This is a genomic window from Amycolatopsis sp. NPDC051102 (assembly GCF_040682815.1).
Classification (GTDB): Bacteria; Actinomycetota; Actinomycetes; order Mycobacteriales; family Pseudonocardiaceae; genus Amycolatopsis.
Genome location: NZ_JBFBBT010000026.1, coordinates 32,080 through 58,371, shown reverse-complemented (window position 1 = coordinate 58,371; position 26,292 = coordinate 32,080). Strand labels below are relative to the sequence as shown.

Sequence of the window (26,292 nt, the reverse complement as noted above, 5' to 3'; positions counted from 1 at the left end):
GGGCGGGTCCTAACTGAAGCGGAGCAGGGTGGTGAAGGGTCCGGGAGTCCCGGAGCCGACGAGAGTGGTGGAAGGTTCCTTGCGGCCGAACCCCGCGGAGTACCAACCGAGCGGCGGCTCGGTGTCACCACGGTGCACGGTCCACGAAAGCGCGGCCGGCAACTCCATGACGGCGGTGTGCACGACGCCGGCGGTCCCGCTGAGGGACCCCGACACCCGCCCGACGAGCGGATCCTCGTCCTCGGCGACGGCCGGGCGCTCGCGGCCGACAAGCTCCAGCCCCGGCGCACGCTCGGTGCTCGCGACCGAAGCACCCACCCCGCCCGCCGGTTCGCCGGAGCCGGTGGGCGCGCCCGCCGGCTCGCCGGATCGAAACTCGGCCGGCTCGGCGACCCAGCGGAGGCGTGCAGTGGTGCCGTCGAGCATCACCGCCACCGCCGGGCCGAAGTGGAACGCCAGCCGCGCGTCGCCCGGATCGCCCTGGCCCAGGACCTCGTCGACGATCCTCAGGACGTCGCCGTCGAGCTCGACCGTGCGGCGGTGGAGCGCCGGTGCGTACCCGTCGTGCGCGGCCGACCAGCGGGATGGCCCTGTGTCCGGTGTGTGCACGTCGAGCACCTTCGTCACCGCGTGGCGCGTCCACAGGAACGGGCCGCCCGAGACCGACTGGTCGCGGCTGCCCAGCTCCAGCGTGTTGTGGCCGAGCGTCGACCGGAAGTACGAGCGCCACTGCGGCTCGCCGTGGTAGCAGAACGTGCCCGGGTCGGCCAGGATGTCGACCCCGTCGTGGCGGACCTCCAGCGACAGCGCGTCCGCGTGTGCGTGCGCCGCGATCGACAGGAAGCCGTGGGGGCCGCCGTCGCAGCGGACCCACAGCCGGTCCGAGCGCAGGATCGTCATGCCCGCGTCGCGCAGGTGCGCCGGCCGGCGGCCGGGGCGGGAACCGGAAGCCCGCGGGGTTCGCGAAGCCAGCGACGCCAGCAGCGCCGTGCGGACGTCGTCGCCGGGCACCGGCGGCCACCAGGTCAACCGTCCGAACAGGACTTCGCCGGACGCCAGCAGCGACGCCCAGCGGTCGGTCGAGGTGCCGTCGACGATCAGGCCGAAGCCGTCGTCGGCGTCGCCCTGGCGGGGCGGACGCAACCGGTTGTCCACAATGGACGCCAGCGCGTCCGTCATCCGCAGCAGCACGTCCCACGTCGGCTCCGGCACCGGCGTACCCGCCGCGTCGGCCTCGACCGCCGCCGCCAGGCCGAGTTCCAGCACCAGGCCGTGGTACTCCGACGCCAGCTCCGCGTTGAGCCCCGACGGAAACGTGTTGCGCCGCAGCTGGGCGTCCAGCGAGTGCATCGCCGCCGAGCGCCAGCCCGCCGACTCCGGGAACCAGCCGAACGCGCACGCCGCCGCGAGCAGCCCGGCGTCCTCGGCGATCACGTGGTTGTTCGCCGACGATCCGTGGCTGCGCAGCGTCGCCAGCCAGTTCTGGTGGTGCCACAGCTGGAGCTGGAAGTCCGGGTTGTCCTCGAACAACCCCGCGACGCCCGGCCAGCCGTCGAGCAGGCGGCGCGTCCAGACCCACGACAGCAGCCGGATGCCCAGCTCGATGCCGCTCACCCAGTGCGGCCCCTGCATCGGCGGGTTCGCCGCCCACCACGACCGCAGGTGCTCGGCCGCGCGCGTGGCGTAGGCCGGGGTTCCGGTCAGCGCGTAGGCCGCCGCCAGCACGGTGAGGTGCTGGTGACGCGACGGTTCCCAGATCTGCTTGATGTCGCCGACCGTGTCCTCGGACCGGTACGGCACGTCGAACGCGTAGACGTCCGAAGGCGCGCGGCGCCCGGTCTTCGGGTCGAGGAACCAGTCCGGCGCCACGAAGTCGGAACGGACCACACCGAAGTACTCGGCGCGGCCGGCCATGAACTCGTCGGCGGTGGCCAGGAGCCGGGAAACCGCCTCGCCGGACACCTTGCCCAGCACGCCGGCGGGCAGGGTCGCGGTGAAGCGCGGGTGCGAAGGCCAGTCCGGCGGCGTGGGCAGGGAGGACCGCCACTGACGCTGGACAACGGCGTGCCGCGCGCGCCCGACGACCTCCGCCGGCCCCATCCGGGACAGCCGGCGCAGGTACCAGCCGGGACCCATCATGCCGGGGCACCCGCCTTCAGCTCCACCGGCGCGATGCCCGCCCGGGCACCCGCCTCCAGCTCCATCGGCGCAATGCCCGCCCGGGCACCCGCCTTCCGCGACAGCTCCACCGCCGCACCCGGCCGGGCGCCGGCCGCTCGCAACCGCACCAGCCCCGCTCGACCCATCATGCCGGGGCACCCGCCTTCCGCGGCAGCTCGATCCGCACCGGCGCCGCGTTCGCGACGCTCGTCTGCGCGGCGAGGGTCGCCAGCGTCGTCGCGGCCAGGGACTCGACCGGGATCGGCATCGGGCCGCCCGTGCGCACCGCCTCCAGGAACGCGTTGACCTCGGCCGCCTGACCCTTGTCGCGGCCCTTCGGGAGGCGGGAGCTGGCCCACTTCTTGCGCGCGTACACCGATGCGCGGACGAAGTCGTCGAACTTCAGGACCTTGCCGTCGGCCGTGAGGTCCAGGGTCTCCTTCGGGAAGCCCGACGAACCCGTCTCGGCGTAGGTGATGACCGCCGTGGAACCGTCCGGGTAGCCCAGCGTCACCTGGACGTCCCCGGTGGCGTACACCGAGACCGGGTCGGCGTCGAGCAGCCAGCTCACCGTGTCGATGAAGTGGCCGCCCTCGCCGGCGAAGCGGGAGCCCTCCGTGGCCGTCTGGTTGTACCAGCTGCCGTGGTCGAGGCGGCCGGCGTTGACCAGGTAGCGGACCGTCGCCGGGCCGACGCGGGGGCCGAACTGGTCGCGGGCCTCGTGCAGCAGCGGCGCGAAACGGCGGTTGAAGCCGACCTGGAGGCGGTCGTTGCCCGACTCCTCGATCGCGTCCAGGACCTTCTGCAGCTCCGAAGGCGACAGGGCCAGGGGCTTCTCGACGAACACCGTCTTGCCCGCCAGCAGCGCCTGCCGGGTCAGCTCCGCGTGGGAGCTGTGCCGCGTCACCACGAACACCGCGTTGATCGAGGAGTCGCCGAGGACGTTGTCGATGTCCGTCGACGCCGCCGCGAAACCGAACTTGCGGCGGGCGTTGGCGCCGGACAGCGCCGAGGTCGTCGCGACGTGCTCGAGCTGGACGTCCGGGCGCTCCACCAGGTGCGGCAGCAGCATCGACGACGCGTAGTTGCCCGCCCCGATGAAGCCCAGGCGCACCGGCTGTCCCGCCGGCAAAGCCGCAGCAGAAGACGAGGCCGGCCCGAGCCGCGCGGAGGCGATCACGGGCTCCGTCCGGGCGACCGCGTCCGGGTAGCGGAACAGCACCGCCACGGCCTTCAACGCGCCCTCGTTCAGGGACTTGTACGTCTCGACCGCCGAAGAGAAGTCCGAGACGTGCGTGATCAGCGGCTCGACGTCGAGGCGGTCGCGGGCGATCAGGTCCAGCACGCACTCGAGGTTGCGGCGCTCGGTCCAGCGGACCTGGCCGATCGGGTAGTCACGCCCTTCCAGCTCGTACGACGGGTCGTAGCGGCCCGGCCCGTAGGACCGCGAGAACCGGACGTCCAGTTCCTTTTCGTAGTAGGCGTTCCACGGCAGGTCGAGCTTGCACTTGCCGATGTCGATGACGCGGCCGCGGTCGCGCGACAGCTTCGCGGCCAGCTCCACCGGGTCGTTGGTGTTGCCGCCGGCCGCCAGGTACGTCTGGTCGACGCCCGCGCCGTGCGTCAGCTCGTCCACGGCCGTGTCGACGATGCCGGACGCCGGGTGCGCGCAGGTCAGCGCGCCGAGGCTCTCGGCGAGCTTGCAGCGCTCCGGGTCCGGGTCGACGCCGACGACGCGCACGCCGGACGCCGCCAGCAGCTGCACGACCAGCTGGCCGATCAGGCCGAGGCCGATGACCAGGGCGACGTCGCCGATCTGCGGTTCGCCGCGGCGAACGCCCTGCATCGCGATCGACCCGACGGTGCCGAACGCCGCGTGCCGCGGGTCGACGCCGGCCGGGACCCGCGAGTAGAGGTTCTTGGGCACCCAGTTGAGCTCCGAGTGCAGCGCGTGCTCGTTGCCCGCGCAGGCCACGAGGTCGCCCACGGCCACGTCGGTGATGCCGTCGCCGACCTGCTCCACGATGCCGCACAGCGAGTAGCCGAGCGGGGTGTAGGAGTCCAATTTGGACGTCACCTTGCGGTAGGTCGCCGACAGCCCGTTGGTGGCGACGCTCTGCATCACCTTCGCCACCTGGTCGGGCCGGGCCTTCGCCTTGCCCACCAGGGACATGCTGGCCTCGGACACCTTCATCATCTCGGTGCCGGTGGAGATCAGCGAGTACACCGTCCGCACCAGCACGCCACCCGGCTTGCAGGCGGGCTCGGGGACCTCGAGGAGCGCCAGTTCCCCGCTCTTGTAGTTCTGGACTACCTGCTTCACTTCGCTCCCGCTCCAGACATCGCGTTCCGGTACCAATACTCGAGGGTCAAGACGTGCCAGAGGTGCTTGCCGCGGTCTTCCTGGCCGGCGGCGTCCTCGGCGACCATCCGCTGCAACGCCTCGCGCTGCAGGAGGCCGGACGAAACGAGCACGCCTTCGTTGACGACTTCGCGCACCAGCGGCGCCAGGTCGCGGCTCATCCAGGCCCGCAGCGGCGCGCTGAACAGGCCCTTCGGCCGGTGCACGATCTCGCTGGGCAGGATGTTCAAGGCCGCGTTCTTCAAGGCCACCTTCCCGGCGCGGCCGACGATCTTCTTGCTGCCGGGGATCCTGAACGCGGCTCGCACGACCTCGACGTCGACGAACGGCGTCCGCACCTCGGTGGACGCCGCCATCGTCGAGCGGTCGGTGTAGGTCAGGTTCAGCCCGGGCAGGAACATCCGCGAGTCGGCCAGGCACATCCGGTTGACGAAGTCGTCGAGCGCCTGGTCGTTGTAGGTGTCCGCGTGCTCGGTCAGCACCGAGTCGACGTCGGCCGCGAGGTCCGGGTTCACCAGGTCGAGCAGCTCCGCGCGGTCGTACATCGTGTAGCTGCGCCGGAACGCCGTCTCCTCGGGCAGGCCCGCGAAGGACAGGAACCGCTTGGCGAACCGCACCGACCGGTACCCGCGCTTGGCCGACGCCACGGGCAAGCGGTCCACAATGGACTCGACCGGCCGCCGGACCGCGCCCGGCACCTTGTGGTAGCGCAGCGCGATCAGGTTCGCGAGGTGCTTGCGGTAGCCGGCGAACAGCTCGTCGGCGCCCATCCCGGACAGCATCACCTTGACGCCGGCCTCGCGCGCGGCCGAGCAGATCAGGAACGAGTTGATCGCCGCCGGGTCGCCGATCGGCTCGTCGAGGTGGTAGGTCATCTTCGGCAGCAGGTCCATGACCTGCGGCGCGATCTCGATCTCGTGCAGGTCGACGCCGAACTGCTGCGCGACGATCCGGGCGTACTTGAGGTCGTCCGGCATCGCTTCGAACTTCGCGTCCTCGGCCCGGAAGCCGATGGTGTACGCGGAAATCCCCGGCTGCGACCGTGCGGCCAGCGCCGTCAGGTAGCTGGAGTCCAGCCCGCCCGACAGGAACGTCGCCACCGGGACGTCCGAAAGCAGGTGCTTGGCCGTCGACTCCGCGATCACCTCGTGCAGGTCGACCTCGCCGTCGAACGCCGCGCCTTCCTCGGCGACCTCCCGCAGCGACCAGAACCGGCCGCGGTCGACCCGGCCGTCCGGGCGACAGCGCAGCCACGTGCCCGGCTGCAGCTTCTCCGCGCCCTGGTAGGCGCACCGGCTGTCCGGCACCCAGTAGTAGAGCAGCGACGCGATCAACGCGCCGTTGTCGACCTGCAGGGACCCGCCGAGCTCACCGGCGATCGCCTTCAGCTCGGAGGCGAACACGACGCCGCCGTTCCGCTGCACGACGAACAGCGGCTTGATGCCCAGCTGGTCGCGGACCAGGAACAGCTCGCCGGTGCCCTCCTCGAACAGCGCGAAGGCGAACATCCCGCGCAGCTTGGGCAGGCAGTCCGTGCCCCAGCGCCGCCACGCCTGCAGCAGCACCTCGGTATCGGACGTGCCGCGGAAGCGGACGCCGGCGGCGGACAGCTCGGCCCGCAGCTCGGGCGCGTTGTACAGCTCGCCGTTGTAGCTCAGCGCGAGCCCGTCGAGGACCATCGGCTGGGCGCCGGTCTCGGACAGGTCGATGATGGAGAGCCGCCGGTGGCCCAGGTGGACCTCCCCGGTCCCCGCGCGGTGCTCGTAGCGGCCGGAGCCGTCCGGGCCGCGGTGGGCCAGCGTTTTCGTGAGCCGGTCGGTGAGCGGGCCGCCGTCCGGCCAGAGGTAAGTGCCTGCGATGCCGCACATCTCGGGTGCATTTCCCCTTCGGTCGCGGCGCAGGTCAGGAGACCTACGCGCTCTTTTCGGGGGCCTGGGTGGCGGAGCCCCCGGCCTGGGGCGAAGCCCCGGTTGTCACAGTGCTCTTTTCTGGCTCTAGTCCGGCGTTCAGTTCGCCCTTGTGGGCCGGTTCGCCGTGGTCGCGCTTGAACGGCGTCGGCCGTTTCGGCGGCTTGACCGGGGCGAACTTCTTGGTCGGCGCGTTCAGGTGGTCCGGGACGCTGACCGCGCCGGGCGGCGGCAGTGGCGAAGCCGGCGGCCGCGGGGTGGCGAGCGCGGGTGGCAGCACCGGCCGGATCGGGGTGAACCGGCGCGTCGGCTGCTCGGTCCTGGCGACGCGCTCGGCGACCCGGGCGACCAGCTCGTCGAGCCGGTCTTCGCGCTCGGCCGGCTGGGCCGCCGGAGCCTGGCTGCCGCGGCCGCGCAGGGCCGTGTGCAGGCCGTCCCACAGCGTGCCGTCGGACTTGTCGCGCGGGTCCGGGTCGACCACCACCACGCCGATGACCGGGATGCCCTGGTCGGCGAGCTGCCGCGCGACGGTGTGCAGCCACAGCGTGTTCGCGTGCCCAGCCTTGACGACCAGCACGGTCTCCGTGCCGAGGTGCTCCAGGTCGGTCCACGCCGTGCCCGGCGACACCGTGCCGACGCCGATCCGCAGCTCACCGGCCGCGTCCCCGGTGCCCACGACGGTGACTTCGCTCTTGGTCTCCTGCGCCAGCTTGCGGACGTCCTCGCCCGGCAGGTCGTCGATCACGCTCACCGCGCCGTCGTCCGCCAGCTCCGCGGCCATGTCGAGGGCGAGCGCGGCGACGACCTTCGGGGCGCCGAGTTCGAGCAGCGACACCGGGCGCTGGTCCTGCTTGACCAGCCGGACCAGCGTCGTGGCGACGCGCTTGCGTTCGGACACCGCGCGCGAGCGCCGCCACAGCCGGGCGGGGCCGCGCAGCTTCGACGGCAGCTGCGCGATCACGGACGCGCCGAGGTGCGTCGAGATCTCGCGGCGCAGCACCGGGCGGTCGCGCGACACCGCGCCGACGGCGACGAGCGCGAGCCCGAGGAACAGGCCGAGCGCGAAGCCGACACCGGCATCGGTCGCGGTGGTCTTGAGGACCGCCTTGGGCAGCACGCGGGGCGCGTCGACGATCTGGGTGCCCGCGGTGACTTGCGGGCTGCCGATGCCGGCCTGCTGGGCGCGCGAGGTGAAGTCCGAGATCTGCGCGGTGAGCGCGGCCCGGCGGCTGTAGAGGTTCTCGAGGGTGGGCTGGCTGGCCTGGCGGCCCTTGCCCTCCTCGTCGACGATCTGCTGCTCGACCTTGGCCAGCTCGTCCTGGGCGTTCTTGCGCTGGTCGAGGATGGCCTGCGACTGGGCGGCCGCGGCCGCCTGGCTGCGCTTGACGTGGTCGGCGATGAACGTGTCGGCCAGCGCCTGCGCCTGCGCCACGGCCTCTTCGTTGCTCTTCGCCTTGACGGTGATCTGCAGGACGTTGTTCGTCACGCCGAGTCCCGCGTAGTTCTTCATGAAGTTTTCGGGCGTCTCGGTGCTGCCGAGCTTCTTCAGGGCGCCTTCGGCGATCTGGGTCGTCTGCAGCACGGCGACGTCGGTGCGCATCAGCGTGCCGCTGTCGGTCGGCGAGTCGTCCTGGTGGACCACGATGACCTTCGCCACCGCGGTCGGCGGTGCGGGGAGCACGAACGCGACCGCCGCGCCCGCGATCAGCCCGAGCAGGGCGGTGGCGAGCCAGACGCGCTTGCGGCGGCGGATCGCGACGAAGAGCCGCGAAAGGTCGAACAGCGGTGCCGCCGGGGTTTCGGGGGAAGTCGTCACGCCGAACCTGCCAGGGCTTTCTCGGGGGCTTCCGCCGCGGGTTCGGGTTTCTCCGGCTCGGCAGGCCGGACGGCGTGGGTGAGGACCGCGCCGACGATCTCCTGCCCGCCGTCGGTGCAGGCTTCGGCGAGCCGGACGAGCTGCCACGCGGTGCGCGTGCCGGACCCGAGCACGACCAGGACGCCGGAGTCGGCGGTCGCGTCCGGCACCGTCGGGCGCTCGGCGGAGTACTCGAAGACGCGCAGCGGCACGGACAGCCGGTCGGCCAGCTCGGCGAGCTGCGCGGCGGCCAGGCGGCCGGTCTCGTCGTCGTCGGCCACCAGCAGCAGGACGTCGGCGGGGCCGGTGGCCAGCCGGGCCAGCACCCGGCGGTAGCGGATGTCGCGGTTGACCTCGTCGGCCGAGGTCGCGATCGGTGGCAGCACCCACGGCCGGTCGCCGCCGAGCAGCCGCCGGACCTTGCCGAGCAGGCCGGTGGCCGGGCGGCGGTCGCCCTCCGGAGTGGTGACGTCGACCCCGGCGAGGATCGGCGCGCCGAGCGCGGACGCGATCTCCGGCTCGCCCCGCAGGCGCCGGTCGGTGCGGGCGGTGAACAGGTGGCCGAAGACACCGGCGATGAAGAACAGGACCGCGCCGCCGGCGACGAACTGCGTCATCGTCGGAGCGGCCGGCGACGTCGGGCGCTGGGACGGCCCGAGCACCACGGTGTTGCCGACGCCGGTGGCCAGGTCGGCCTGGTTCAGGTCGTTGATCGCCTGTTCCAGCGACGTCTTCAGGCCCTCGAGCTGGGTGCGGACCTGCACGCTCTCCACGGTCAGGCCGCCGCCGACGTTCTTGGCGAGGTCGCTGATCTTGTCCGTGGTCAGCTTGACCTGCTGGCGCAGCGACTCGCGCTGCTCTTGGGCGAGCTGCACCGACGCGTCGGCGGAGTTGCTCGCCAGCTGCGTGGAGTACTTGACGTACTGCTGCGCGACCTGGTCGGCGAGCTGCTGGGCGTGCTCGGCGGTGTCGGCCGAGACGGTGATCGTCACGACGTTGCTCTGCGCCACCGACGCGCTGACCTGCTTCTTCAGGTCGGCGCCGGTGGGGTGCCACGGCAGCACCGCGGCGGCGCGGTCGAGGACGACCGAGGCGGTCGCGATCTCGGCCTGGGTGAGCAGCTCGTCGGCCTGGCGCGGGCCCTGGAGCAGCACGCCCGAGGTCGTCTTGTAGCCGGGCGAGAACAGGATCGACGCTCCGGCGCCGACCAGCGCGCCCAGGACGGCGAGGGCGGCCAGCAGCCGCCATCGTCGTCGCAGGACCTGCCCGACCAGGGTCAGGCGCACCGTGTCGTCAGTCAACGGCGGGATCTCCATTCCTGAGACGGGTACGCCGAACGGGTTCAGTTGATCGGCCGGTTACCCGAACCGTCGCACGACCGGGAGCATTGGTTACACGTTCGGTGGGTTCTTGACCGAACGGCGATCAAGACTTCACAGCGTGCTCATACGCAGCTAGCAGGGCCTTCGCCGAGTTCTCCCACGAGAGCGCACCCGCGACCCTGGCCTGGCCGAGCTTACCCATCCGCGCCCGCTCCTCGGGGTCGTCGAGCAGCTGGGCGACGAGCTTCGCGAACGCCGATTCGTCGTTCGCCGGGGCGTAGACGGCCGCGTCACCTGCGGAAACCCGCGCTTCGCGCAGTTCGAACGAGACGATCGGCTTGCTCATCGCCATGTACTCCATGACCTTGTTCATCGTGGAGACGTCGTTGAGCGGGTTGAGCGGGTCCGGCGACAGGCAGACGTCGGCGGTGGAGAGGTAGCGGACCAGGTCCTCGTCGGAGATCCGGCCGGTGAACTCGACCTGGTTCGCCAGCCCGAGCTTCGCCGAGAGCGCCACCATGTCGTCGAACGCGTCGCCGGAGCCGACGAACACCGCGTGCCAGTCGGTGCGCCCGACCTCGTCACGCAGCTTCGCGAGCGCGCGCAGGGCGTAGTCGACGCCGTCCTGCGGGCCCATCACGCCGAGGTAGGCCAGCATGAAGGGCTTGCCCTTCTTCAGCTCGGGCTCGGCAGGCACCTCGTGGAACCGCTCGACGACCGGGGCGCTGCGCACCACGAAGACGTCCTCGGGCTTCTTGCCGCCGCGGATCCGGGCGACCTCCTTGTAGCTCTCGTTCGTCGAGATGACGACGTCGGCGGCGCGGTAGGTGGCGCGCTCGAGCGCGCAGACCCCGCGGTAGAGCAGGTCCTGCCCGCGGTCGAAGCGCGAGAGGTACAGCTCCGGGCACAGGTCGTGCTGGTCGAAGATGAACCGCGCGCCGTGGCGCTTCAGGTACTTCGCGACCAGGTACAGCAGGTCCGGCGGGTTGCAGGCGTGGACGACGTCGACCGGGCCGACCTTGCGGGCCAGCCGCAGCGTGTGCCACAGCGCGCTGCCGTACTCCTGCAGGTAGCCGGCGGGCCCGCCGGTCGCCGCCTTGAGCGGGTAGCGGTGGATGTGGACGCCGTCGACGACGGCTTCGGCCTCGGTGTCGCGTTTCGTGCCCTGCGGGCAGATCACGTGGACTTCCCACCCGGCGTCGCGCAGGGTCGTGGACTCCTGCCAGACCCGCCGGTCGAAGGGGACGGAGAGGTTTTCGACGAGGATGAGCGCTTTACCAGGCAAGGCCGGCGTATCCCTCTTCAAGGCGACGCTCGGCGGCGTCGGGCAGGCGGACGAGGTCGATGAGCGCCCGGTCGCCACCGTGCGGCAGCGCCGCCAGCACGTCCGGGTCCTTGGTGCCGACGAGCAGGACTTCGGCGTGGTCCACGACTTCGCCGACCGACCCGGCCAGCAGCTGGCCGAGGTGCGGGAGCCTGCTCTCGATGTACTCGCGGTTGGCGCCCATCAGCCGGGAGAGGCTGACGTTGGCGTCGTAGATCTTCAGGTCGAACCCCTTGCCGAGCAGCTTCTCGGCCAGCTCGACCAGCGGCGACTCGCGCAGGTCGTCGGTGCCCGGCTTGAACGACAGCCCGAACAGCCCGACCTTGCGCTTGCCGGTGCGCGCGACCAGGTCGAACGCCCGCTGCAGGTGCTCGGCGTTCGACGCCAGCACGTGCGACAGGATCGGCACGCTGACGTCGGCGCGGTGCGCGGCGTAGACGAGCCCGCGCAGGTCCTTCGGCAGGCACGAACCGCCGAAGGCGAACCCCGGCTTCAGGTAGGCCGGGCTGATGTTGAGCTTGGTGTCGGCGAGGAAGACGTCGATCACCTGGTGCGAGTCGAGGCCCAGCGCCCGGCAGACCGCGCCGAGCTCGTTCGCGAAGCCGATCTTCAGGCCGTGGAAGGAGTTGTCGGCGTACTTCGTCATTTCCGCGACCGGGATGGGCACGCGGAAGACCGGGCCGGGAAGCCCCTCGTAGAGCGCCGCGACGGCGTCGCCGCTGGCTTCGTCGATCTCGCCGATCACCGTCTTCGGCGGGTCGAAGAAGTCGCGGACGCTGGTGCCCTCGCGCAGGAACTCGGGGTTCACCGCGACACCGAAATCGACGCCGGCGGTGCGGCCCGAGGCCTTTTCCAGGATCGGGACCAGCAGGTCGAGGCAGGTGCCGGGCAGCATCGTGCTGCGGAAGACGACGGTGTGCCGCTCGCTCTTCTTCGCGAGCGCTTCGCCGATTTCCTCGGCCACGCGCTCGAGGTAGACCGTGGACAGGCTGCCGTTCGGCGCCGACGGCGTCCCGACGCAGATCAGCGAGATCTCGCTGTCCGCGACCGCTTCCGCGACGTCGGTCGTGGCTCTCAGCGCGCCGCTCGCGACGACCTCGGCGGTGAGCTCGCCGATCCGCTCCTCGACCACCGGGGCGTTGCCCTGGGTGATGAGGTCGATCTTCACCGGGTTGACGTCCACGCCGACCACCCGGTGCCCCTGCCCCGCCAGGCACGCGGCGGAGACACAACCGACGTAACCGAGCCCGAAGACACTGATCTTCACGCCAAACCTCCGCTATTCCGCGCGACCCTCAAGTTGGTCGGCGGGCACCCCTGGATCGTTACCGCCGGCGCGGCGAACGGGGGACGGCGTGAGACTGCGGTGAGACACAAGGGATTCGGGTGAGAATTGTGTCTCGATCCGGTACGCGGACCGGCGGCGGACCGTGGACGAGAACCACGGTCCGCCGCCGGGCGGTGAATAGGTGTCAGTTGTTGTTCACGAAGGTGGTGGCGAGGCTCTGGCCCTTGCTCACCGCGTTGGAGTGGTTTTCGATCGGCGAGACGGTCGAGTTCTTGAAGCAGATGTAGGTGACGCCGGAGTCGGTGCCGCCGTTGGACGGGTCGGGGTTGATGCCGAGGTCCTTCGCGGTGGCGTAGGAGGCTTCGCCGATGATCTGCGTCGGGCCGGTGTCCCCGATGACGGCGTACTCGACCTTGCCGTTGTAGATCACCGCGCAGGAGCCGCCGCCCTTGAGGCCGGAGGAGGAGTACTTCCAGATGCTGCTGGAGCTCGGCACGACGATGTAGGGCAGCTTCGCGGCGTTGAGGGGCTTGCCGTCGGACTGGTGGAACGCGGTGTCGTCCTGGTAGCAGCAGTCGGTGTTTTCGTTGCACTGCGAGGAACGCTGGCCGTCGCAGTCGATGTCCATGTCGGCTTTCCAGAAGACTGCGCCATTGGCGTCGCAGATGGCGACGGTCTTGCTCGAGACGTCCTCGTCGGTCTTGTACTTGCCGTTCGAAATCTGCTTGCAGCCGGTGGTCTTGGCGAGCAGCTGGGCCGCGGTGGGGGCGGCCTCGACGGTGGCCGGCGCGGCGGCCGGAGCCGGCGACGCCGACGCGAGGGCCGACGGCATCACGGCCGCGGTCAGCGCGAGGGTCGCGAGCAGGATCAGTTTCCGCATTCCTGGTGCTCCCTTAGTTAGGAAACTTTCCTTACGGCGGCGGGGCACCAGGATGCACCGGCGCGACGGCCGGTTCAAGACCTGGGGGTACGGGAATTTCCCATCAGGTGGCCGAATTTGACGAAAAGGCTGCTCATCGGGGCGAGGTGACGGGGACGGGTTCGCGGGAGTGTCCCGTTCGCCGGGACGCGGCGAGTCGGCCCGGATCCGGCGAACGGCATCTGACGGGCAGGCGCGTTCAGCGACGCGACCTGCCGAGGCGACCCAGCAGGTCTTACCCGCGCGACGCACAGCGGACCGCCCCTGACGAGCAGCCCGCTCACTGCGGCCCCCCTACCGAGCCGCGCGCCGCAGCAGGCGGTTCACCCAGTGCGCCCGCCGGGAGCCGGCGGACAGCACACCGTCGAGCTGCTCGCCGTCGAGGTCGTGCCTCAGCTCGATCCGCGCCTGCAGCCAGCCGTCTCGGCGGGCCGCGCCGCCGTCGCTCGTGTACACCCGGGTCGCGCCCGCCTGCCGCAGCCGGGCCAGCACGCGCCGGTCGTACGCGCCGAACGGCAGCGAGTACCGCCGGACCGGCCGGCCGCACAGGTCGCCGAGCAGCTTCGGCGCCTCGGTCAGCTCGCGGCGGGCGTGGCGGTCGTCCAGCCACCGCCAGTCGCGCGGCTCCCAGCCGTGCGAGCCGATCTCCATCCCGGCGCGCGCGAGTTCGCGCAGGCCGTCCCGGTCGAGGTAGCCGCGCTGCCCGAGCCGGCCGGCAAGGGGGAAGAACTCTGCCGTCAGCCCGCGCTCGACCAGCCGCGGCAGCACGACCTCGACGTCGGATTCGTTGCCGTCGTCGAACGTGAGGTGGACGTCCTCACGGCCGGCCGCGCGGTCGAGCACCTCCTCGAGCTGCTCGACCGTCAGCCAGTGCTCGTCCTCGCCCGGGTCCAGCTGGCGCGCCGGCCGTCCCGCCCCGTGCATGGCGAAGATCACTGTCACCACTCCCACCGCCTGCCACCGCGAGTAGTCGTTTTGTTACTTCGATTAATCGCACTGGCAAACGGGTGAGTTACAGGTTTTTGCCGTGATTTAGCCTTTGCGAATTTCCAGCGTGCAGCACTTGGGGCCGCCGCCGGCTTTCCGCAGCTCAGAGATGTCGACGTAAACGGGGTCGTAACCACGCGCGGCGAGAAGTTCACCCAATCGGGTGGCCTCGACGGGCAGCACCACGTTGCGCCCGTCGGACACGCCGTTGAGGCCGAAGCATTCGGCGTCTTCGCGCGTGGCGAGCACGGCGTCCGGGAACAGCCGCTCGAGCACGCGGCGCGAGCCCGCGGAGAACGCTTCGGGGTAGTAGACGATCTGCGCACGCGTCGTGTCGGTCGCCTCGGCGAGCACGAACAGGGCCGTGTCGAGGTGGTAGTAGCGCGGGTCGACCAGCTGCAGCGAGACGACCGGGACGCCGAGGACCTCCTGCGCCTCGGCGTGCGCGGCCGGGTCGGTGCGGAAGCCGGTGCCGGCGAGCAGCAGCGCGCCGGTCCAGGCGAAGTCGCCCTCGGCCTCGTTGACCTTCTCCGGCATGGTGATGTCGCGGTAGCCGTGCTCGACGAACCAGCGGCGGAAGTGCTCGGCCTCGGCGGCGCGCTGCGGCGCGCGGAACCGCGAGCCGAGCACGCGGCCGTCGACGACGGTGCCGGAGTTGGCGGCGAAGACCATGTCGGGCAGGCCGGGCTGGGGCTCGATCTCCTCGACGGTGTGGCCGAGGCGGCGGTAGGTGTCGCGCAGCTCGGTCCACTGCGCGACGGCGACGTCGGCGCTGACCGGCTGAGTCGGGTCCATCCAGGGGTTGATCACGTAGTCCACCGCGAAGTGGCGCGGGGAGCACATGAGGTATCGACGGGTGGTCGGTACGCGCATCGCCTGCATGGTTGCAGGGTAAGGGGCGCCTAATATCGCAATCAATCGCTGTTCGCTGCGCGTATCTGTGCTAGATGTTGCGTGTGAACACCATCGACCAGCGAATCGTTTCGTGTCTCGTGGCGAACGCGCGCTCCAGTTACGCGGAGATCGGCAAGGTGGTCGGCCTGTCGGCCCCGGCGGTCAAGAGACGGGTCGACCGCCTGCTGGAGACGGGCATCCTGCGGGGCTTCACGGCGGTGGTCGACCCGGAGGCCCTGGGCTGGGGAACGGAGGCGTTCGTCGAGGTCACGTGCCAGGGCAACATCACCCCGGCCCGGATCAGGGCGCGCTTGGAGCCGCTCCCGGAGGTGGTGGCGGCGTACACGGTGTCCGGAGCGGCGGACGCGATCGTCCACCTGCGGGCGGCGGACATCCACCACCTGGAGACGGCGCTGGAGCGGCTGCGGGGGCTGGAGATCGTGGACCGGACGGTGTCGACGGTCGTGCTCTCCCGGCTGCTGGAACGGCCGCCGACGCCGGAGCAATAAGGCAGGCGTGCCACCCTGGCCGCATGACCGACAGCATCGTCAGCGAGCACTCCGACGGCGTCGCTCTGCTGACCGTCGACGCTCCCGGCAGCCGGAACGCGCTCACCCTCGACCTCTCCGCGCAGCTCGCCGCCGCTGTCGAGGCCGCCGAACGGGATGAGTCCGTGCACGCCGTCGTCGTCACCGGTACTCCGCCCGCCTTCTGCGCCGGTGCGGACCTCTCCGCGCTGGCCGAGGCCGACGAAGCCGGCCTGCGGGCCATCTACGAAGGCTTCCTCGCCGTCGCCCGCTGTGCGCTGCCGACCATCGCCGCTGTCGGGGGTGCTGCCGTCGGGGCCGGGCTGAACCTCGCCCTCGCCGCCGACGTGCGGCTGGCCGGGCCGCGGGCGAAGTTCGTCGCGCGGTTCCTCGAGCTGGGGCTGCACCCCGGCGGCGGGATGACCTGGATGACGCAGCGGCTGGCCGGCCCGCAGCAGGCCGCCGCCATGACGTTGTTCGGGCAACCGCTCGACGCCGAGGCGGCGGTGCGGGCCGGGTTGGCACTGCGCCTGGTCGACGGCGGCCATGACGAACTGCTGACCGCCGCGCGTGACCTCGCGCACAGTGCCGTTGCCGCGCCGCGCGAAGCGTTGATCGCCACGAAGCGCAGCCTGCGCGCCACCGCCGGCCTGGCCGAGCACAGCGACGCCGTCGACGTCGAGATCCGGCCGCAGCTGGCCTCGCTCGCTTCACCGGAGTTCGCCGAACGGCTTTCCCTGTTGCGGGCCCACATCCGTTCTCGGCCGTGATTCGAGCCGGACGCTCTACCGTCGGCGGGAGACACGCATCACAACGCACCACCGCGGCTACCCGTTACCATCAGTTACAGGTATCTGGCGGACCAGCCAAGAGACATGAGAGAGCACCGATGAGGTCGCCCACTACCCGGGACACTACCAACATCGGTGTTGGGGGCGAGCTAACCTCGGGAGTAGACCTGGTGAGCGCAGCCGCGGCACCGGCAGGCGAACGGAAGCCGTACCGTCGGGAGAGAGGGAATCCCTGACCCATGAGCACGAGTGCGAACGGCAACGGCGCTGGCCACGGCTCGCTCGCCGCAACCAGGCCGACCGAGGTCAGCAAGCTGGACCGGGTGGTCATCCGGTTCGCAGGCGACTCCGGTGACGGCATGCAGCTGACCGGTGACCGCTTCACGTCCGAGGCCGCCGCGTTCGGCAACGACCTGTCGACGATGCCGAACTTCCCCGCCGAGATCCGCGCGCCACAGGGCACCATCCCCGGCGTCTCCAGCTTCCAGGTGCACTTCGCCGACTACGACATCCTCACCCCCGGCGACCGGCCGGACGTGCTGGTGGCGATGAACCCGGCCGCCCTCAAGGCGAACCTCGGCGACGTCCCGCACGGCGGCACGATCATCCTGAACACCGACGAGTTCATCAAGCGCAACCTGACCAAGGTCGGCTACGCGACGGACCCGCTCGATGACGACACGCTCACGCCGTACCAGGTGCACCGGGTCGCCATGTCGACGCTGACCCAGGGCGCGCTCGCCGACACCGGCCTCGGCAAGAAGGACGCCGAGCGCTGCAAGAACATGTTCGCGCTCGGCCTGCTGTCGTGGATGTACCACCGGCCGACCGAGGGCACCGAGCGGTTCCTGCGCGAGAAGTTCGCGAAGAAGCCCGACATCGCCGAGGCGAACATCCTCGCCTTCCGGGCGGGCTGGAACTACGGCGAGACGACCGAGTCGTTCGCGACGACGTTCCAGGTCGCGCCGGCGAAGCTGAAGCAGGGCACCTACCGGCAGATCACCGGCAACACCGCGCTGGCGTACGGGATCGTCGCCGCCGGCCAGCGCTCCGGCCTGCAGATCCTGCTCGGCACGTACCCGATCACGCCGGCGTCGGACATCCTCCACGAGCTGTCCAAGCACAAGCACTTCGGCATCATCACGTTCCAGGCCGAGGACGAGATCGCCGGCATCGGCGCCGCGCTCGGCGCGTCCTACGGCGGCGCGCTCGGCGTCACCTCGACGTCCGGGCCCGGTGTCGCGCTGAAGTCCGAAGCCGTCGGCCTCGGGGTGATGGTGGAGCTGCCACTGGTCGTCATCGACGTCCAGCGCGGCGGCCCGTCCACCGGCCTGCCGACCAAGACCGAGCAGGCCGACCTGCTGCAGGCGATGTTCGGCCGCAACGGCGAGTCGCCGGTCCCGATCATCGCGCCGCTGTCGCCGGCGGACTGCTTCGACGCGGCCGTCGAGGCGACCCGGATCGCGCTGAAGTACCGCACCCCGGTACTGCTGCTCTCGGACGGCGCGATCGCGAACGGCTCCGAGCCGTGGCTGATCCCGGACGTCGAGACGCTGCCCGACCTGCGGGTCGAGTTCGCCACCGAGCCCAACGCCGACAACGAGTCCGGCGAGTTCTGGCCGTACGTCCGCGACCCCGAGACCCTCGCCCGCGCGTGGGCGATCCCGGGCACGCCGGGCCTGCAGCACCGCATCGGCGGGCTGGAGAAGGCCGACAAGACCGGCCACATCTCCTACGACCCGGCCAACCACGACAAGATGGTCCGGCTGCGGCAGGCGAAGATCGACGGCATCGACGTCCCCGACCTCGTGGTCGACGACCCGAGCGGCGGCAAGGCCCGCGTGCTCGCGCTCGGCTGGGGCAGCTCGTTCGGCCCGATCGGCGCGGCCTGCCGGCGCGTGCGCAAGCTCGGCCTGCCGATCGCGCAGGCGCACCTGCGGCACCTCAACCCGCTGCCGGCCAACCTCGGCGACATCCTGCGCAGCTACGACAAGGTCGTGGTGCCGGAGATGAACCTCGGCCAGCTGTCCCTGCTGCTGCGCGCGAAGTACCTGGTGGACGTCCATTCGCACACCAAGGTCGCCGGGATGGCGTTCAAGGCCGAAGAGCTGCAGAACCTGTTCTCGGAGATCATCACCAGCGTTGCTACGGAGGCGGCACGATGACCGCGATCGATATCGGGCTCCCGACCGTCGGCGGCCTGGACCTTGTGCCCACCACCGACGAGCCGCAGAAGGCCAAGGACTACAAGTCGGACCAGGAAGTCCGCTGGTGTCCCGGCTGCGGCGACTACGTCGTGCTGAACGCGGTCCAGTCGTTCCTGCCGACGCTCGGCCTCAAGCGCGAGAACATCGTGTTCATCTCGGGCATCGGCTGCTCGTCGCGGTTCCCGTACTACCTGAACACCTACGGCATGCACTCGATCCACGGCCGCGCGCCGTCGATCGCGACCGGGCTCGCGACCACGCGCCCGGACCTGTCGGTGTGGGTCGTCACCGGTGACGGCGACGCGCTGTCCATCGGCGGCAACCACCTGATCCACGCGCTGCGGCGCAACGTGAACATCAAGATCCTGCTGTTCAACAACCGGATCTACGGCCTGACCAAGGGCCAGTACTCCCCGACGTCCGGCCAGGGCATGGTCACGAAGTCGACCCCGATGGGCTCGGTGGACACACCGTTCAACCCGCTGTCGCTGGCGATCGGCGCTGAGGCGTCGTTCGTGGGCCGGGCCATGGACTCCGACCGCAAGGGCCTCACCGAGGTCCTGCAGGCCGCGGCGCAGCACCGCGGCTCGGCGCTGGTCGAGATCTACCAGAACTGCCCGATCTTCAACGACGGCGCGTTCGACGTCCTCAAGGACGCCGACGAGGCCGCGGCCCGGCTGATCCCGCTGCGCGCGGGCGAGCCGATCCGCTTCGGCCCGAACCAGGAGTTCGGCGTCAAGCGCGGCGACTGGGGCGGCCTGGACGTCGCCAAGGTCGCCGACATCGGCGAAGACAACGTGGTGGTGCACGACCCGTCGATCCAGGACACGTCGTACGCGTTCGCGCTGTCCCGGCTGGGCGACCAGAACCTCAACCACGTCCCGACGGGCATCCTCCGCCAGGTCGAGCGCCCGACGTACGACGACGGCGCCCGCGCCCAGGTGGAAGAGGCCCGCGCGGCCCGTACCCCGGACCTGCAGGCCCTGCTGCGCGGCAAGGACACCTGGACGGTCGCGTAACCAGCTGCTCCCGAAGGCCGCCATGCCCGGTGCATGGCGGCCTTCGGCGTCTCTGGGGTTGCCTCGATTGGGACACGTGTCCTAAGTTCTAGGTCATGCGACCTGACTCTCCATTCGTGTTCTTCGACGTCCGCACGGCCGACGCCGCGGGCAGCAGGCGGTTCTTCGCCGAATTGCTGGGCTGGGAGGCCGACGACACCCTGCTGAAGAGCGGCGGCGTGCCGTGGGGCGGCCTCACCGAACTGACCCCGGGCGACGACCGGACGCCGCAGTGGCTGCCCTACGCGCCGGTGTCCGATGTGGACGCCGCCGCGGCGAAGGCCGTGCAGCTGGGCGGAACCCTGGTGCGCGAACGCACCGACCTGCCGTTCGGCTCCCTGGTGGTGGTCACCGATCCCGGTGGCGCCGCGCTCGTCCTGTTCCAGAAACTCAGCTGAGCGGGCGGAACCCGACGCGTTCGGCGTCCTCGGCGGTCCGGAACCACACCTCGGCGACCATCTTGGGGAACTGCGTCGAATCCTCGGTGCAGTAACGCAAAGCCGTGACACTGGCCTTCACGGCGAAGCTGTCGCTGGGCGCTCCACCGCCGGGGCGCGGCATCGCCGAACCGGGACCGAACGGGCCCGGCGGCACCGAGTCGCCCGCCGCCTCCCGCGCGGGGGGCGGCTCGGGGGCCGCGATCGCCGCGGCGGCCTGGTTCGGCTGCACCGACGGCTCGAACAGCGAGCCGCTGTGCGCGCCGGCCAGGTCGGGCTCGCGCCGCTCGACCGTGCGCATCGACGGCTGGATCGGCTGGGGCGCGTCGAAGCCGCCGCGCACCGCCTCCCGTGGCTGCCGCTTCGGCAGCACCTGCGTCGCCTCGGCCGGGGTCTCCGCCGGCACGTCGAGCTCGCTGTCGGCGACGTCGCCGCCGAACGCGTACTGCGGCGCCTCGTCCTCGTCCGGCTCGTCCTTGCGCACCGAGCCGAGGTAGCGCGTGCGCTCGACCGGCTCCTCGAACGCCGACCGCTCGCTCCGCGGCTCGTGGTCGAACCAGTCCGGCGCGGGCGCGTCCTCACCCGGGGGCTGGAACAGCGAGCCCGCCGAGGAGTCGGGGTCGAGCTGCGCCAGGGCCGGGGAGACGGGCTCCGGTTCCTCGTCGGGAACCAGGTACTCGGTGGCCGGGGCGTGGTAGGCGTCCGCCTGCTCCGGCTCGACGACCGGCGTCAGGAACTGGGTGGCCGCGGACCGGTAGGGATCGTCCTCGTCGGGCTCCGGCACCGGCTCCGGCTCGGGCGCCGGCGGCACCCGCGCAGGCACCTGGGCGTCCAGCTCGGCGAAGTCCTCGTCGATGTCGTCGTGGACGTCGTCGCGGTGGATCGGCGGCGCGGCGACCAGCGTGCCGGGGTAGGAGGTCTCCTGGCGCGTCGGCTCCGGCTCGAAGCGCGGCTCCGGCCGCGAGAAGACCTCGGTGCCGGTGGCCGCCGCGTTGGCGGGGGTGCGCGCGGCGTCGGCGTGGGCCTGCGCCAGCGCGCTCTCCAGCTTGCGGACGCTCTTGCGGAGCGGCAGCACCAGCACCAGCCAGGTGAGGACTGCCCCGACGAAGAACGCCGCCAGGCTCCACAGCCAGACCTGTCCGAATATGGACATCGTTTCCTGCCCCTGTTTAGTGCATCAGTGCGTACGCGCGACCAGGTAGTCGGCAACCGACTCGCAGGCGTCCCGGGCGGGTGACGCCGGCAGCGCGGAGAGCTCGGCTCGCGCGCGCTGAGCGTAGTCGGAAAGGGTGACGCGTGCTCGTTCGAGTCCGCTACTGACCCGCAGCAGCTCCAGCGCCTCCTGCACGAGCGCGTCGTCGGCGATCGGGCCGGACAGCAGCTCGACCAGCCGGGGGTCGGTGCCCGGGTCGGCCAGCGCGTACAGCATCGGCAGCGTCCGGACGCCTTCGCGCAGGTCGGTGCCCTGCGCCTTGCCGAGCTCGTCGGACGGCGAGGCGATGTCGATGATGTCGTCGGAGATCTGGAACGCGGTGCCGATGATGTCGCCGAACCGGCGCAGCGCCTCGATGTGCTCCTCGGCGGCGCCGGACATCATGCCGCCGAACCGGCCGGAGGTGGCGATCAGCGAGCCGGTCTTCTGCGCGATGACGGTGAGGTAGTGCGCGACGGCGTCGTCACCCGGACCGGGGCCGACGGTCTCGCGCATCTGCCCGGTGACCAGCTCGCCGAAGGTCTCGGCGATGATCCGCGCCGCGTCGGTGCCGAGGTCGGCGACCAGGCGCGAGGCGTGGGCGAAGAGGAAGTCGCCGGTGAGGATGGCGATGGTGTTGTCCCACCGCGCGTTGACGCTCTCGGCGCCGCGGCGCATGTCGGCCTCGTCCATGACGTCGTCGTGGTAGAGCGTGGCGAGGTGCACCAGCTCGACGGCGGCGGCGGCGACCACGACGTGGTCGTCCTGCTTGGGGCCGAACTGCGCGGACAGCAGCGTGAAGAGGGGACGGAAGCGTTTGCCCCCGGCCTCGACCAGGTGCAGGGCGGCGTCGTGGACGGCCTGGACGTCGCTGCGGACGACGTCACGCAGCAGTTTCTCGACCTCGGCCAGCCCGCCGGCGATGGAGCGCAGCAGGGCTTCGTCGGCGATCTGCAGGCCGACCGACGCCCGCAGGTCGTCGAGGGCGCCACCCGGCGCAGCGGGGAGGGATCCCGCCCCGGGGGCTGGGGAAGGCACAGACACGTCGGCTCCGCTCTACTCGTGCACCGGTCGGGTTGCCCCTTGAGCGTAGTGGCTACCTCGCGTCGTCGTTTACCCGCTGTCCAGCGGAAACGGTGACGAACATGACACCGCCCACCATCACCTCCCGGGTGGTTCCCGATCCTCGAAAGGGTGATCGGAGATTCCGGGCGCAACGGACGTCTCCGGCAGGCGGATATTCAGCCGAGGAGGAGCGGCCGCCCAGGCCGCTCTCCGGCGGCGAGGAGGACAGTGGGATGCGCACCACGATCGTCACGGCGGTGCTTTCGTTGGCGGCGGTTGCTCCGGCGCAGGCGGCCCAGGCCCCGGGCATGGCGAGCATCGGCTCGGCTTCGTTCACCAAGGCGGGAGTGACGGTCGAGGTGCCACCCCAGGGAACGTGTTCGCTGGAAGGCCCGGCAACCACGACGGCCCAGGAGGTCTCCCGCCCAGGCATCACATTCGGCGGCGGAACATCCTCGTGCAAGCCATCATCATTGACGGCAACGGGCAAGAACTTCGAGCTGTCGGCACTGGTCCCGGCGGGCGGCCCACGGGTGAAGCTGTCGACATTCACGGTGACATGCACGGCAACGCGAACGCAGACGAGCGCGAACTGGACGTACGACGGCCTGTCGGGCATCCCGAACCCCCCGAGCCCGGTACCGGCGTCGTACGTGTCACAGATCAGGAAACCGGACGGAACGGCCCTGGCAAACGCGGTGTTCAACATCCAGCGGCTCCCGGGCGACGGAAGCGCGGGTCTGACGATGTTGCGCATCGACTTCCTCCCGTCATCGGGCCTGTCCGGCCAGGTGACGCTGGGCGAAACGAGCTGCTCGCCGACCCCGTAGCCGTCACGAGGGCCGCGGCCGGGGAGAGCACCGCGGCCCTCGTGACCTCGCCTTTTCCACGGTGGGAACTTTGATAGGGTCGGCGGCGTCGGATACGCAGGGTGCTCGGGGTGGAGCAGCCTGCAAGCTAGGGGAGAGCTGATGACGACAGGCAAGGGGCCGATCTACGACCCGGGTGGGGATTGGACGCTGCCGGGGCCGGACGGGGTGCCGGTTCCGGGGTCTTATGGAGGCGGGGACGGCGGTGCGGGGTTCGCGTATGACGAGGAGACACTGCACGAGCTGGTGCGGGAGTGGAACGACTTGGCGAACGAGTTCCGCGACGACCGAAACCGCGCACAATTGATAGCCCAGGCGCAAGCGCCAGGGCTCGAGTACGCGAGCGAAGGCAACGCCGAGCAGATCCGAAACTCCGGCTTGGCCCTTCTGGCCACGCTCGACGAGCGGGAACGATACTGCCGGGGGATGGCAAAGAAATTCGAAGCTGCGTTGGGCAGGTACGCAACCGTCGAGGCCGCGCACGACTCGGAGATCAAGCAGACTGGGGGCACGCTTTGATCCGCCGGACGCTTGTTCTGCTGGGCACCTCGCTACTGGTGCTGACGGCCTGCACCGACCAGATGAATGGCACCGCTTCGCCCTCGACTTCCGGGACCCAGCCGACGACGGCTCCGCCCTCGAGCGGCGTTGTACCCGGACCCGGCGTGCCAAAGGTCGACAACCCACTGGACGTCAGCCACTTCCAGCAAGCGCCTTGTGACTCATTGAGCCCGGAGCAGAGCCGGGAACTCCTCGGCTCTGCTGTCACAACCAATCCGGCGGTCGACGATCAAGCCGGCCCCACCTGCCGCTGGAACGTTCCTGCGGTCTCTCAAGCCGGCGTTGGAGTGACTTATTTCAAGACCACCCAGCTCGGTCTGACCGGCATCTACCAGGCCAAAGACACCATCTATCCGTTTTTCGAGCCACTCGATCCGATCGACGGCTATCCCACAGTGGCTTTCGGCCAGATCGACGAGAGAAGCACGAAGGGGCGCTGTCTGCTCGCACTCGGCACGAGTGACACCCAACAAGTGGACATCGCCATCTCTCTTTCCGAGGCGAACATCGGAAAGAAGGATCCTTGTGCTGCCGCTCACGAGGTGGCGGCAAAGGTGCTCGAAAACCTGCGGAAGGCGAACTGATGGTCACCGAGGGCCCACTGACGGCGGCACAGATCTATGAGCAAGTCACTGGCGGAGCCGGCAGTGATTCACTCGCCAACGCGCAAGACGGTGCTACCGACCTGACTAACCGGATGGTTGAACGGGCTCAGCGGATCAGTGCGCTTCGGGCCAAGACCATGTCCGGCTGGCGTGGACGCGCCGGTGAGGCCGCGGCCGACGCCACCCTTCCGCTTGTCCAAGCCGCCGCCGATGATGCTGTTCATCTTCAGAATGCCCAGACCGCTGTTGGGGCTCAGATGGATGCCTTCGGTACCGCCAAGCACTCCGTCAAGCCCGTTGCCGCTCAGCCGCCTGAGCTGGGGATTGAAGATGTCCGGAATGTTCTTGCCGGTCGTGGGTGGGATTCCTACAGCTCCAAGGTTGCCGGTTGGCAGGCTGACAGTCAGGCCAACATCGATGCCTTCAGTGCCTATCACTCCGCCAGTTCCGACAATGGTGGGCGGATGCCCGCGCAGTACGCGCAGCTTGCCGACTCCGGTGCCTCCGTCTCCATGACCGATCGGTCCTCGGCCGCGAAACCTGGGCCTACCGATACCGGGGAATGGGCGCGCAATCCTCGGGACACCCAGGTTCCCGCGCAGGATCGGCAGACCGTCCGGCCCGGCCAGGACCAGGGCACGAAGCAGGTCGCACAGCAGGACACCCACAAGACGGATCAGACAGCGAACCGGCCTCAGAACCAAACCCAGCCGCAGAACCCCTTCCCGACGCAGCCTCCCGGGAATGGGAACACGAACGGCGACGCCACCCACGCCAACAGCTACGTCCCCAGTCCCATCGCACCACCCGCCGCTCAGGGTGGGTATGTCTTCGGGCCTACCGGGGGTTACAACACGAACTGGTCCAGTGCCGGCAGCTTCTCCGGCGACTTCGGGCCCGGGACCGGCGGCGGCTACTTCCCAGGAACGGGCACTGGAACCGGAGCAGGAACCGAACCGGGAACAGGCCAGGGAACAGGCACCGGCAACAGGCCAGGAACCAACCAGCCCGGCACCCGAAACCCCGGCACCGCCACGGGCACCCGCCTCCCCGAGGAACGCTTCCCCGGCGCCAACCCCACCCGCGGCGCGGCCGGCCCCCGCGGCGCCAACGCCACCCCCATGGGCGGCCCCATGGCGGGCCGCGGCGGCAAAGAAGAAGACCGCGAAAAGAAGAAAGCTCCCTACCTGCAAAACCCCGACCCCGACGAAACCTTCGGCGGCTTCACCGAAAAGCCAGTACCCCCAGTGATCGGCGAGAAGAAGAAATAATGGCCGTCTTCTCCCTGAACACCCTGCTCACCGCCATGCGCGACGTCGGCTGCGGTGACCCGCACCCCGTTCTCGCCAAAGGACTTCGCTACATCCCGCCGTCCGCCGCAAAGCGCGTCCACCGGGAAGCCTTCGAAGAACTCAGCCCCTACGGCTTCATCCAAGGCGACGGCTTCACCCCCGAATTCGAAGACGCCCTGCACCTCATCGGCAATCCCGCCGAGCAATTCGTCGCCTATGCCCGGGACACCGTCGAGCAAATCGGCGTCCTCGTGGCAAAACGAGGCCGGACCGCCGTCAGCGTTGTCTGCCGCGGGGAACACGTCGAACTCGAGAGCGTCTCCCCCGACGTCCACCCCGCCGACGCCCTCATCTCGAAGCTTCCGCCCTGCCGACCGGCCGACATCAAACCCTTCTCGCTGCCTCAAGAGGACTTCCAGAAGGACAGCGACATCTTCGACGAAGCCGGCAGCCGCGAAGCGCAGGAACTCGACGCCCTCTTCGAACAACCTCACTACGGCATCGGGCAGCTCCAAACCGAAGGAACCACCGTCAGCTACCTCGACCTGGAAGCCGGCCGCGTCGGGATCGCCGTCGCCGACGGCTACATCAGCGTCGTCCCGGGGGAACCGCGGCAACTTGCCCACAAACTGAAAGTCGCCGCCCCTCGGTGAGAGGGGCGGCGACAATG

The 26,292-nt window shown here is 70.3% G+C and carries 23 protein-coding genes; 9 read left to right on the top strand and 14 right to left on the bottom strand.

From position 1 onward, the window contains the following. Window positions 1–9: 9 nt before the first annotated feature. From AB0M93_RS42025 to ddaH, 11 genes are all read right to left on the bottom strand, one after another. On the bottom strand, window positions 10–2,139 hold the full coding sequence (locus AB0M93_RS42025) for an alginate lyase family protein (RefSeq protein ID WP_364285230.1): 2,130 nt from the start codon (window positions 2,137–2,139) through the stop codon (window positions 10–12). Then, window positions 2,136–2,309 (bottom strand): hypothetical protein, encoded by a 174-nt coding sequence (locus tag AB0M93_RS42020; protein WP_364285228.1) that lies wholly within the window; start codon window positions 2,307–2,309, stop codon window positions 2,136–2,138. Before AB0M93_RS42020 ends, AB0M93_RS42025 begins: the two co-directional genes overlap by 4 nt. Further along, window positions 2,306–4,483, bottom strand: a complete 2,178-nt coding sequence (locus AB0M93_RS42015) for a bi-domain-containing oxidoreductase (protein ID WP_364285226.1) — start codon at window positions 4,481–4,483, stop codon at window positions 2,306–2,308. Before AB0M93_RS42015 ends, AB0M93_RS42020 begins: the two co-directional genes overlap by 4 nt. Continuing rightward, on the bottom strand, window positions 4,480–6,390 hold the full coding sequence (gene asnB / locus AB0M93_RS42010; RefSeq protein WP_364285224.1) for an asparagine synthase (glutamine-hydrolyzing): 1,911 nt from the start codon (window positions 6,388–6,390) through the stop codon (window positions 4,480–4,482). Before asnB ends, AB0M93_RS42015 begins: the two co-directional genes overlap by 4 nt. Window positions 6,391–6,433: 43 nt before the next feature. Further along, entirely contained in the window at window positions 6,434–8,245 is a 1,812-nt protein-coding gene (locus AB0M93_RS42005) for a Wzz/FepE/Etk N-terminal domain-containing protein (protein ID WP_364285222.1), read from the bottom strand. After that, entirely contained in the window at window positions 8,242–9,600 is a 1,359-nt protein-coding gene (locus AB0M93_RS42000; RefSeq protein WP_364285220.1) for an exopolysaccharide biosynthesis protein, read from the bottom strand. Before AB0M93_RS42000 ends, AB0M93_RS42005 begins: the two co-directional genes overlap by 4 nt. Before the next feature lie 109 nt (window positions 9,601–9,709). Next, window positions 9,710–10,891, bottom strand: coding sequence for a glycosyltransferase family 4 protein (locus AB0M93_RS41995; RefSeq protein ID WP_364285218.1), 1,182 nt, complete (start codon window positions 10,889–10,891; stop codon window positions 9,710–9,712). Continuing rightward, complete coding sequence (locus AB0M93_RS41990; protein ID WP_364285216.1) at window positions 10,881–12,197, bottom strand: nucleotide sugar dehydrogenase; 1,317 nt, start codon at window positions 12,195–12,197, stop codon at window positions 10,881–10,883. Before AB0M93_RS41990 ends, AB0M93_RS41995 begins: the two co-directional genes overlap by 11 nt. A 205-nt stretch (window positions 12,198–12,402) precedes the next feature. Continuing rightward, entirely contained in the window at window positions 12,403–13,098 is a 696-nt protein-coding gene (locus tag AB0M93_RS41985; protein WP_364285214.1) for a glycoside hydrolase family 75 protein, read from the bottom strand. Between the two features lie 333 nt (window positions 13,099–13,431). Further along, window positions 13,432–14,061 (bottom strand): polysaccharide deacetylase family protein, encoded by a 630-nt coding sequence (locus AB0M93_RS41980; RefSeq protein ID WP_364285346.1) that lies wholly within the window; start codon window positions 14,059–14,061, stop codon window positions 13,432–13,434. A gap of 108 nt (window positions 14,062–14,169) precedes the next feature. Beyond that, window positions 14,170–15,006, bottom strand: coding sequence for a dimethylargininase (gene ddaH / locus AB0M93_RS41975; RefSeq protein ID WP_364285212.1), 837 nt, complete (start codon window positions 15,004–15,006; stop codon window positions 14,170–14,172). Window positions 15,007–15,080: 74 nt separating this feature from the next. Here ddaH and AB0M93_RS41970 point away from each other — a divergent pair, with 74 nt between their 5' ends. The 5 genes from AB0M93_RS41970 (at window position 15,081) to AB0M93_RS41950 (ending at window position 19,999) form a co-directional block, all read left to right on the top strand. Then, entirely contained in the window at window positions 15,081–15,527 is a 447-nt protein-coding gene (locus tag AB0M93_RS41970) for an Lrp/AsnC family transcriptional regulator (RefSeq protein WP_033261465.1), read from the top strand. 23 nt (window positions 15,528–15,550) lie between these two features. Beyond that, window positions 15,551–16,315: an enoyl-CoA hydratase gene (locus tag AB0M93_RS41965; RefSeq protein WP_364285210.1), complete on the top strand. Its 765-nt coding sequence runs from the start codon at window positions 15,551–15,553 to the stop codon at window positions 16,313–16,315. A 260-nt stretch (window positions 16,316–16,575) separates the two neighbouring features. Then, the gene (locus AB0M93_RS41960; RefSeq protein ID WP_364285208.1) at window positions 16,576–18,501 is read left to right on the top strand and encodes a 2-oxoacid:acceptor oxidoreductase subunit alpha; all 1,926 of its coding nucleotides are present in this window, start codon (window positions 16,576–16,578) and stop codon (window positions 18,499–18,501) included. Next, entirely contained in the window at window positions 18,498–19,562 is a 1,065-nt protein-coding gene (locus AB0M93_RS41955) for a 2-oxoacid:ferredoxin oxidoreductase subunit beta (RefSeq protein ID WP_364285206.1), read from the top strand. The genes AB0M93_RS41960 and AB0M93_RS41955 overlap by 4 nt, the downstream gene beginning before the upstream one ends. Before the next feature lie 95 nt (window positions 19,563–19,657). Next, entirely contained in the window at window positions 19,658–19,999 is a 342-nt protein-coding gene (locus AB0M93_RS41950; RefSeq protein WP_364285204.1) for a VOC family protein, read from the top strand. Here AB0M93_RS41950 and AB0M93_RS41945 read toward each other — a convergent pair. From AB0M93_RS41945 to AB0M93_RS41935, 3 genes are read right to left on the bottom strand one after another with little or no spacing between them, the layout of a single operon-like run. Then, window positions 19,992–21,191, bottom strand: coding sequence for a hypothetical protein (locus AB0M93_RS41945; protein ID WP_364285202.1), 1,200 nt, complete (start codon window positions 21,189–21,191; stop codon window positions 19,992–19,994). The two genes, AB0M93_RS41950 and AB0M93_RS41945, sit on opposite strands and share 8 nt — an antisense overlap. Before the next feature lie 24 nt (window positions 21,192–21,215). After that, the gene (locus AB0M93_RS41940; RefSeq protein WP_364285344.1) at window positions 21,216–22,268 is read right to left on the bottom strand and encodes a polyprenyl synthetase family protein; all 1,053 of its coding nucleotides are present in this window, start codon (window positions 22,266–22,268) and stop codon (window positions 21,216–21,218) included. Between the two features lie 58 nt (window positions 22,269–22,326). After that, window positions 22,327–23,052: a hypothetical protein gene (locus tag AB0M93_RS41935; protein ID WP_364285200.1), complete on the bottom strand. Its 726-nt coding sequence runs from the start codon at window positions 23,050–23,052 to the stop codon at window positions 22,327–22,329. 214 nt (window positions 23,053–23,266) lie between these two features. On the opposite strand from AB0M93_RS41935, the gene AB0M93_RS41930 reads away from it, so the two are divergent. Genes AB0M93_RS41930 through AB0M93_RS41915 form a run of 4 tightly spaced genes read left to right on the top strand, consistent with a single transcriptional unit; the run spans window position 23,267 to window position 26,275 of the window. Next, on the top strand, window positions 23,267–23,683 hold the full coding sequence (locus AB0M93_RS41930) for a hypothetical protein (protein ID WP_364285198.1): 417 nt from the start codon (window positions 23,267–23,269) through the stop codon (window positions 23,681–23,683). A gap of 38 nt (window positions 23,684–23,721) precedes the next feature. Then, a complete protein-coding gene (locus AB0M93_RS41925) occupies window positions 23,722–24,309 on the top strand; it encodes a DUF3558 domain-containing protein (protein WP_364285342.1) in 588 nt (195 codons plus the stop codon). Then, window positions 24,309–25,601 carry a hypothetical protein gene (locus tag AB0M93_RS41920; protein WP_364285196.1) on the top strand — a complete coding sequence of 431 codons (1,293 nt, stop codon included), beginning with the start codon at window positions 24,309–24,311 and terminating at the stop codon, window positions 25,599–25,601. The genes AB0M93_RS41925 and AB0M93_RS41920 overlap by 1 nt, the downstream gene beginning before the upstream one ends. After that, window positions 25,601–26,275, top strand: coding sequence for an ESX secretion-associated protein EspG (locus AB0M93_RS41915; protein WP_364285194.1), 675 nt, complete (start codon window positions 25,601–25,603; stop codon window positions 26,273–26,275). The genes AB0M93_RS41920 and AB0M93_RS41915 overlap by 1 nt, the downstream gene beginning before the upstream one ends. Window positions 26,276–26,292: the final 17 nt, after the last annotated feature.

Excerpts from the sequence above, each read along its gene's own strand:
- AB0M93_RS42025 (WP_364285230.1), bottom strand. The coding sequence starts at position 2,139 with ATGATGGGTCCCGGCTGGTACCTGCGCCGGCTGTCCCGGATGGGGCCG.
- AB0M93_RS42020 (WP_364285228.1), bottom strand. The coding sequence starts at position 2,309 with ATGATGGGTCGAGCGGGGCTGGTGCGGTTGCGAGCGGCCGGCGCCCGG.
- asnB (WP_364285224.1), bottom strand. The coding sequence starts at position 6,390 with ATGTGCGGCATCGCAGGCACTTACCTCTGGCCGGACGGCGGCCCGCTC.
- AB0M93_RS42000 (WP_364285220.1), bottom strand. The coding sequence starts at position 9,600 with ATGGAGATCCCGCCGTTGACTGACGACACGGTGCGCCTGACCCTGGTC.
- AB0M93_RS41985 (WP_364285214.1), bottom strand. The coding sequence starts at position 13,098 with ATGCGGAAACTGATCCTGCTCGCGACCCTCGCGCTGACCGCGGCCGTG.
- AB0M93_RS41980 (WP_364285346.1), bottom strand. The coding sequence starts at position 14,061 with ATGCACGGGGCGGGACGGCCGGCGCGCCAGCTGGACCCGGGCGAGGAC.
- ddaH (WP_364285212.1), bottom strand. The coding sequence starts at position 15,006 with ATGCAGGCGATGCGCGTACCGACCACCCGTCGATACCTCATGTGCTCC.
- AB0M93_RS41965 (WP_364285210.1), top strand. The coding sequence starts at position 15,551 with ATGACCGACAGCATCGTCAGCGAGCACTCCGACGGCGTCGCTCTGCTG.
- AB0M93_RS41960 (WP_364285208.1), top strand. The coding sequence starts at position 16,576 with ATGAGCACGAGTGCGAACGGCAACGGCGCTGGCCACGGCTCGCTCGCC.
- AB0M93_RS41955 (WP_364285206.1), top strand. The coding sequence starts at position 18,498 with ATGACCGCGATCGATATCGGGCTCCCGACCGTCGGCGGCCTGGACCTT.
- AB0M93_RS41950 (WP_364285204.1), top strand. The coding sequence starts at position 19,658 with ATGCGACCTGACTCTCCATTCGTGTTCTTCGACGTCCGCACGGCCGAC.
- AB0M93_RS41945 (WP_364285202.1), bottom strand. The coding sequence starts at position 21,191 with ATGTCCATATTCGGACAGGTCTGGCTGTGGAGCCTGGCGGCGTTCTTC.
- AB0M93_RS41935 (WP_364285200.1), bottom strand. The coding sequence starts at position 23,052 with ATGCGCAACATCGTCAGACCCGCGCTTCCGTCGCCCGGGAGCCGCTGG.
- AB0M93_RS41930 (WP_364285198.1), top strand. The coding sequence starts at position 23,267 with ATGACGACAGGCAAGGGGCCGATCTACGACCCGGGTGGGGATTGGACG.
- AB0M93_RS41920 (WP_364285196.1), top strand. The coding sequence starts at position 24,309 with ATGGTCACCGAGGGCCCACTGACGGCGGCACAGATCTATGAGCAAGTC.
- AB0M93_RS41915 (WP_364285194.1), top strand. The coding sequence starts at position 25,601 with ATGGCCGTCTTCTCCCTGAACACCCTGCTCACCGCCATGCGCGACGTC.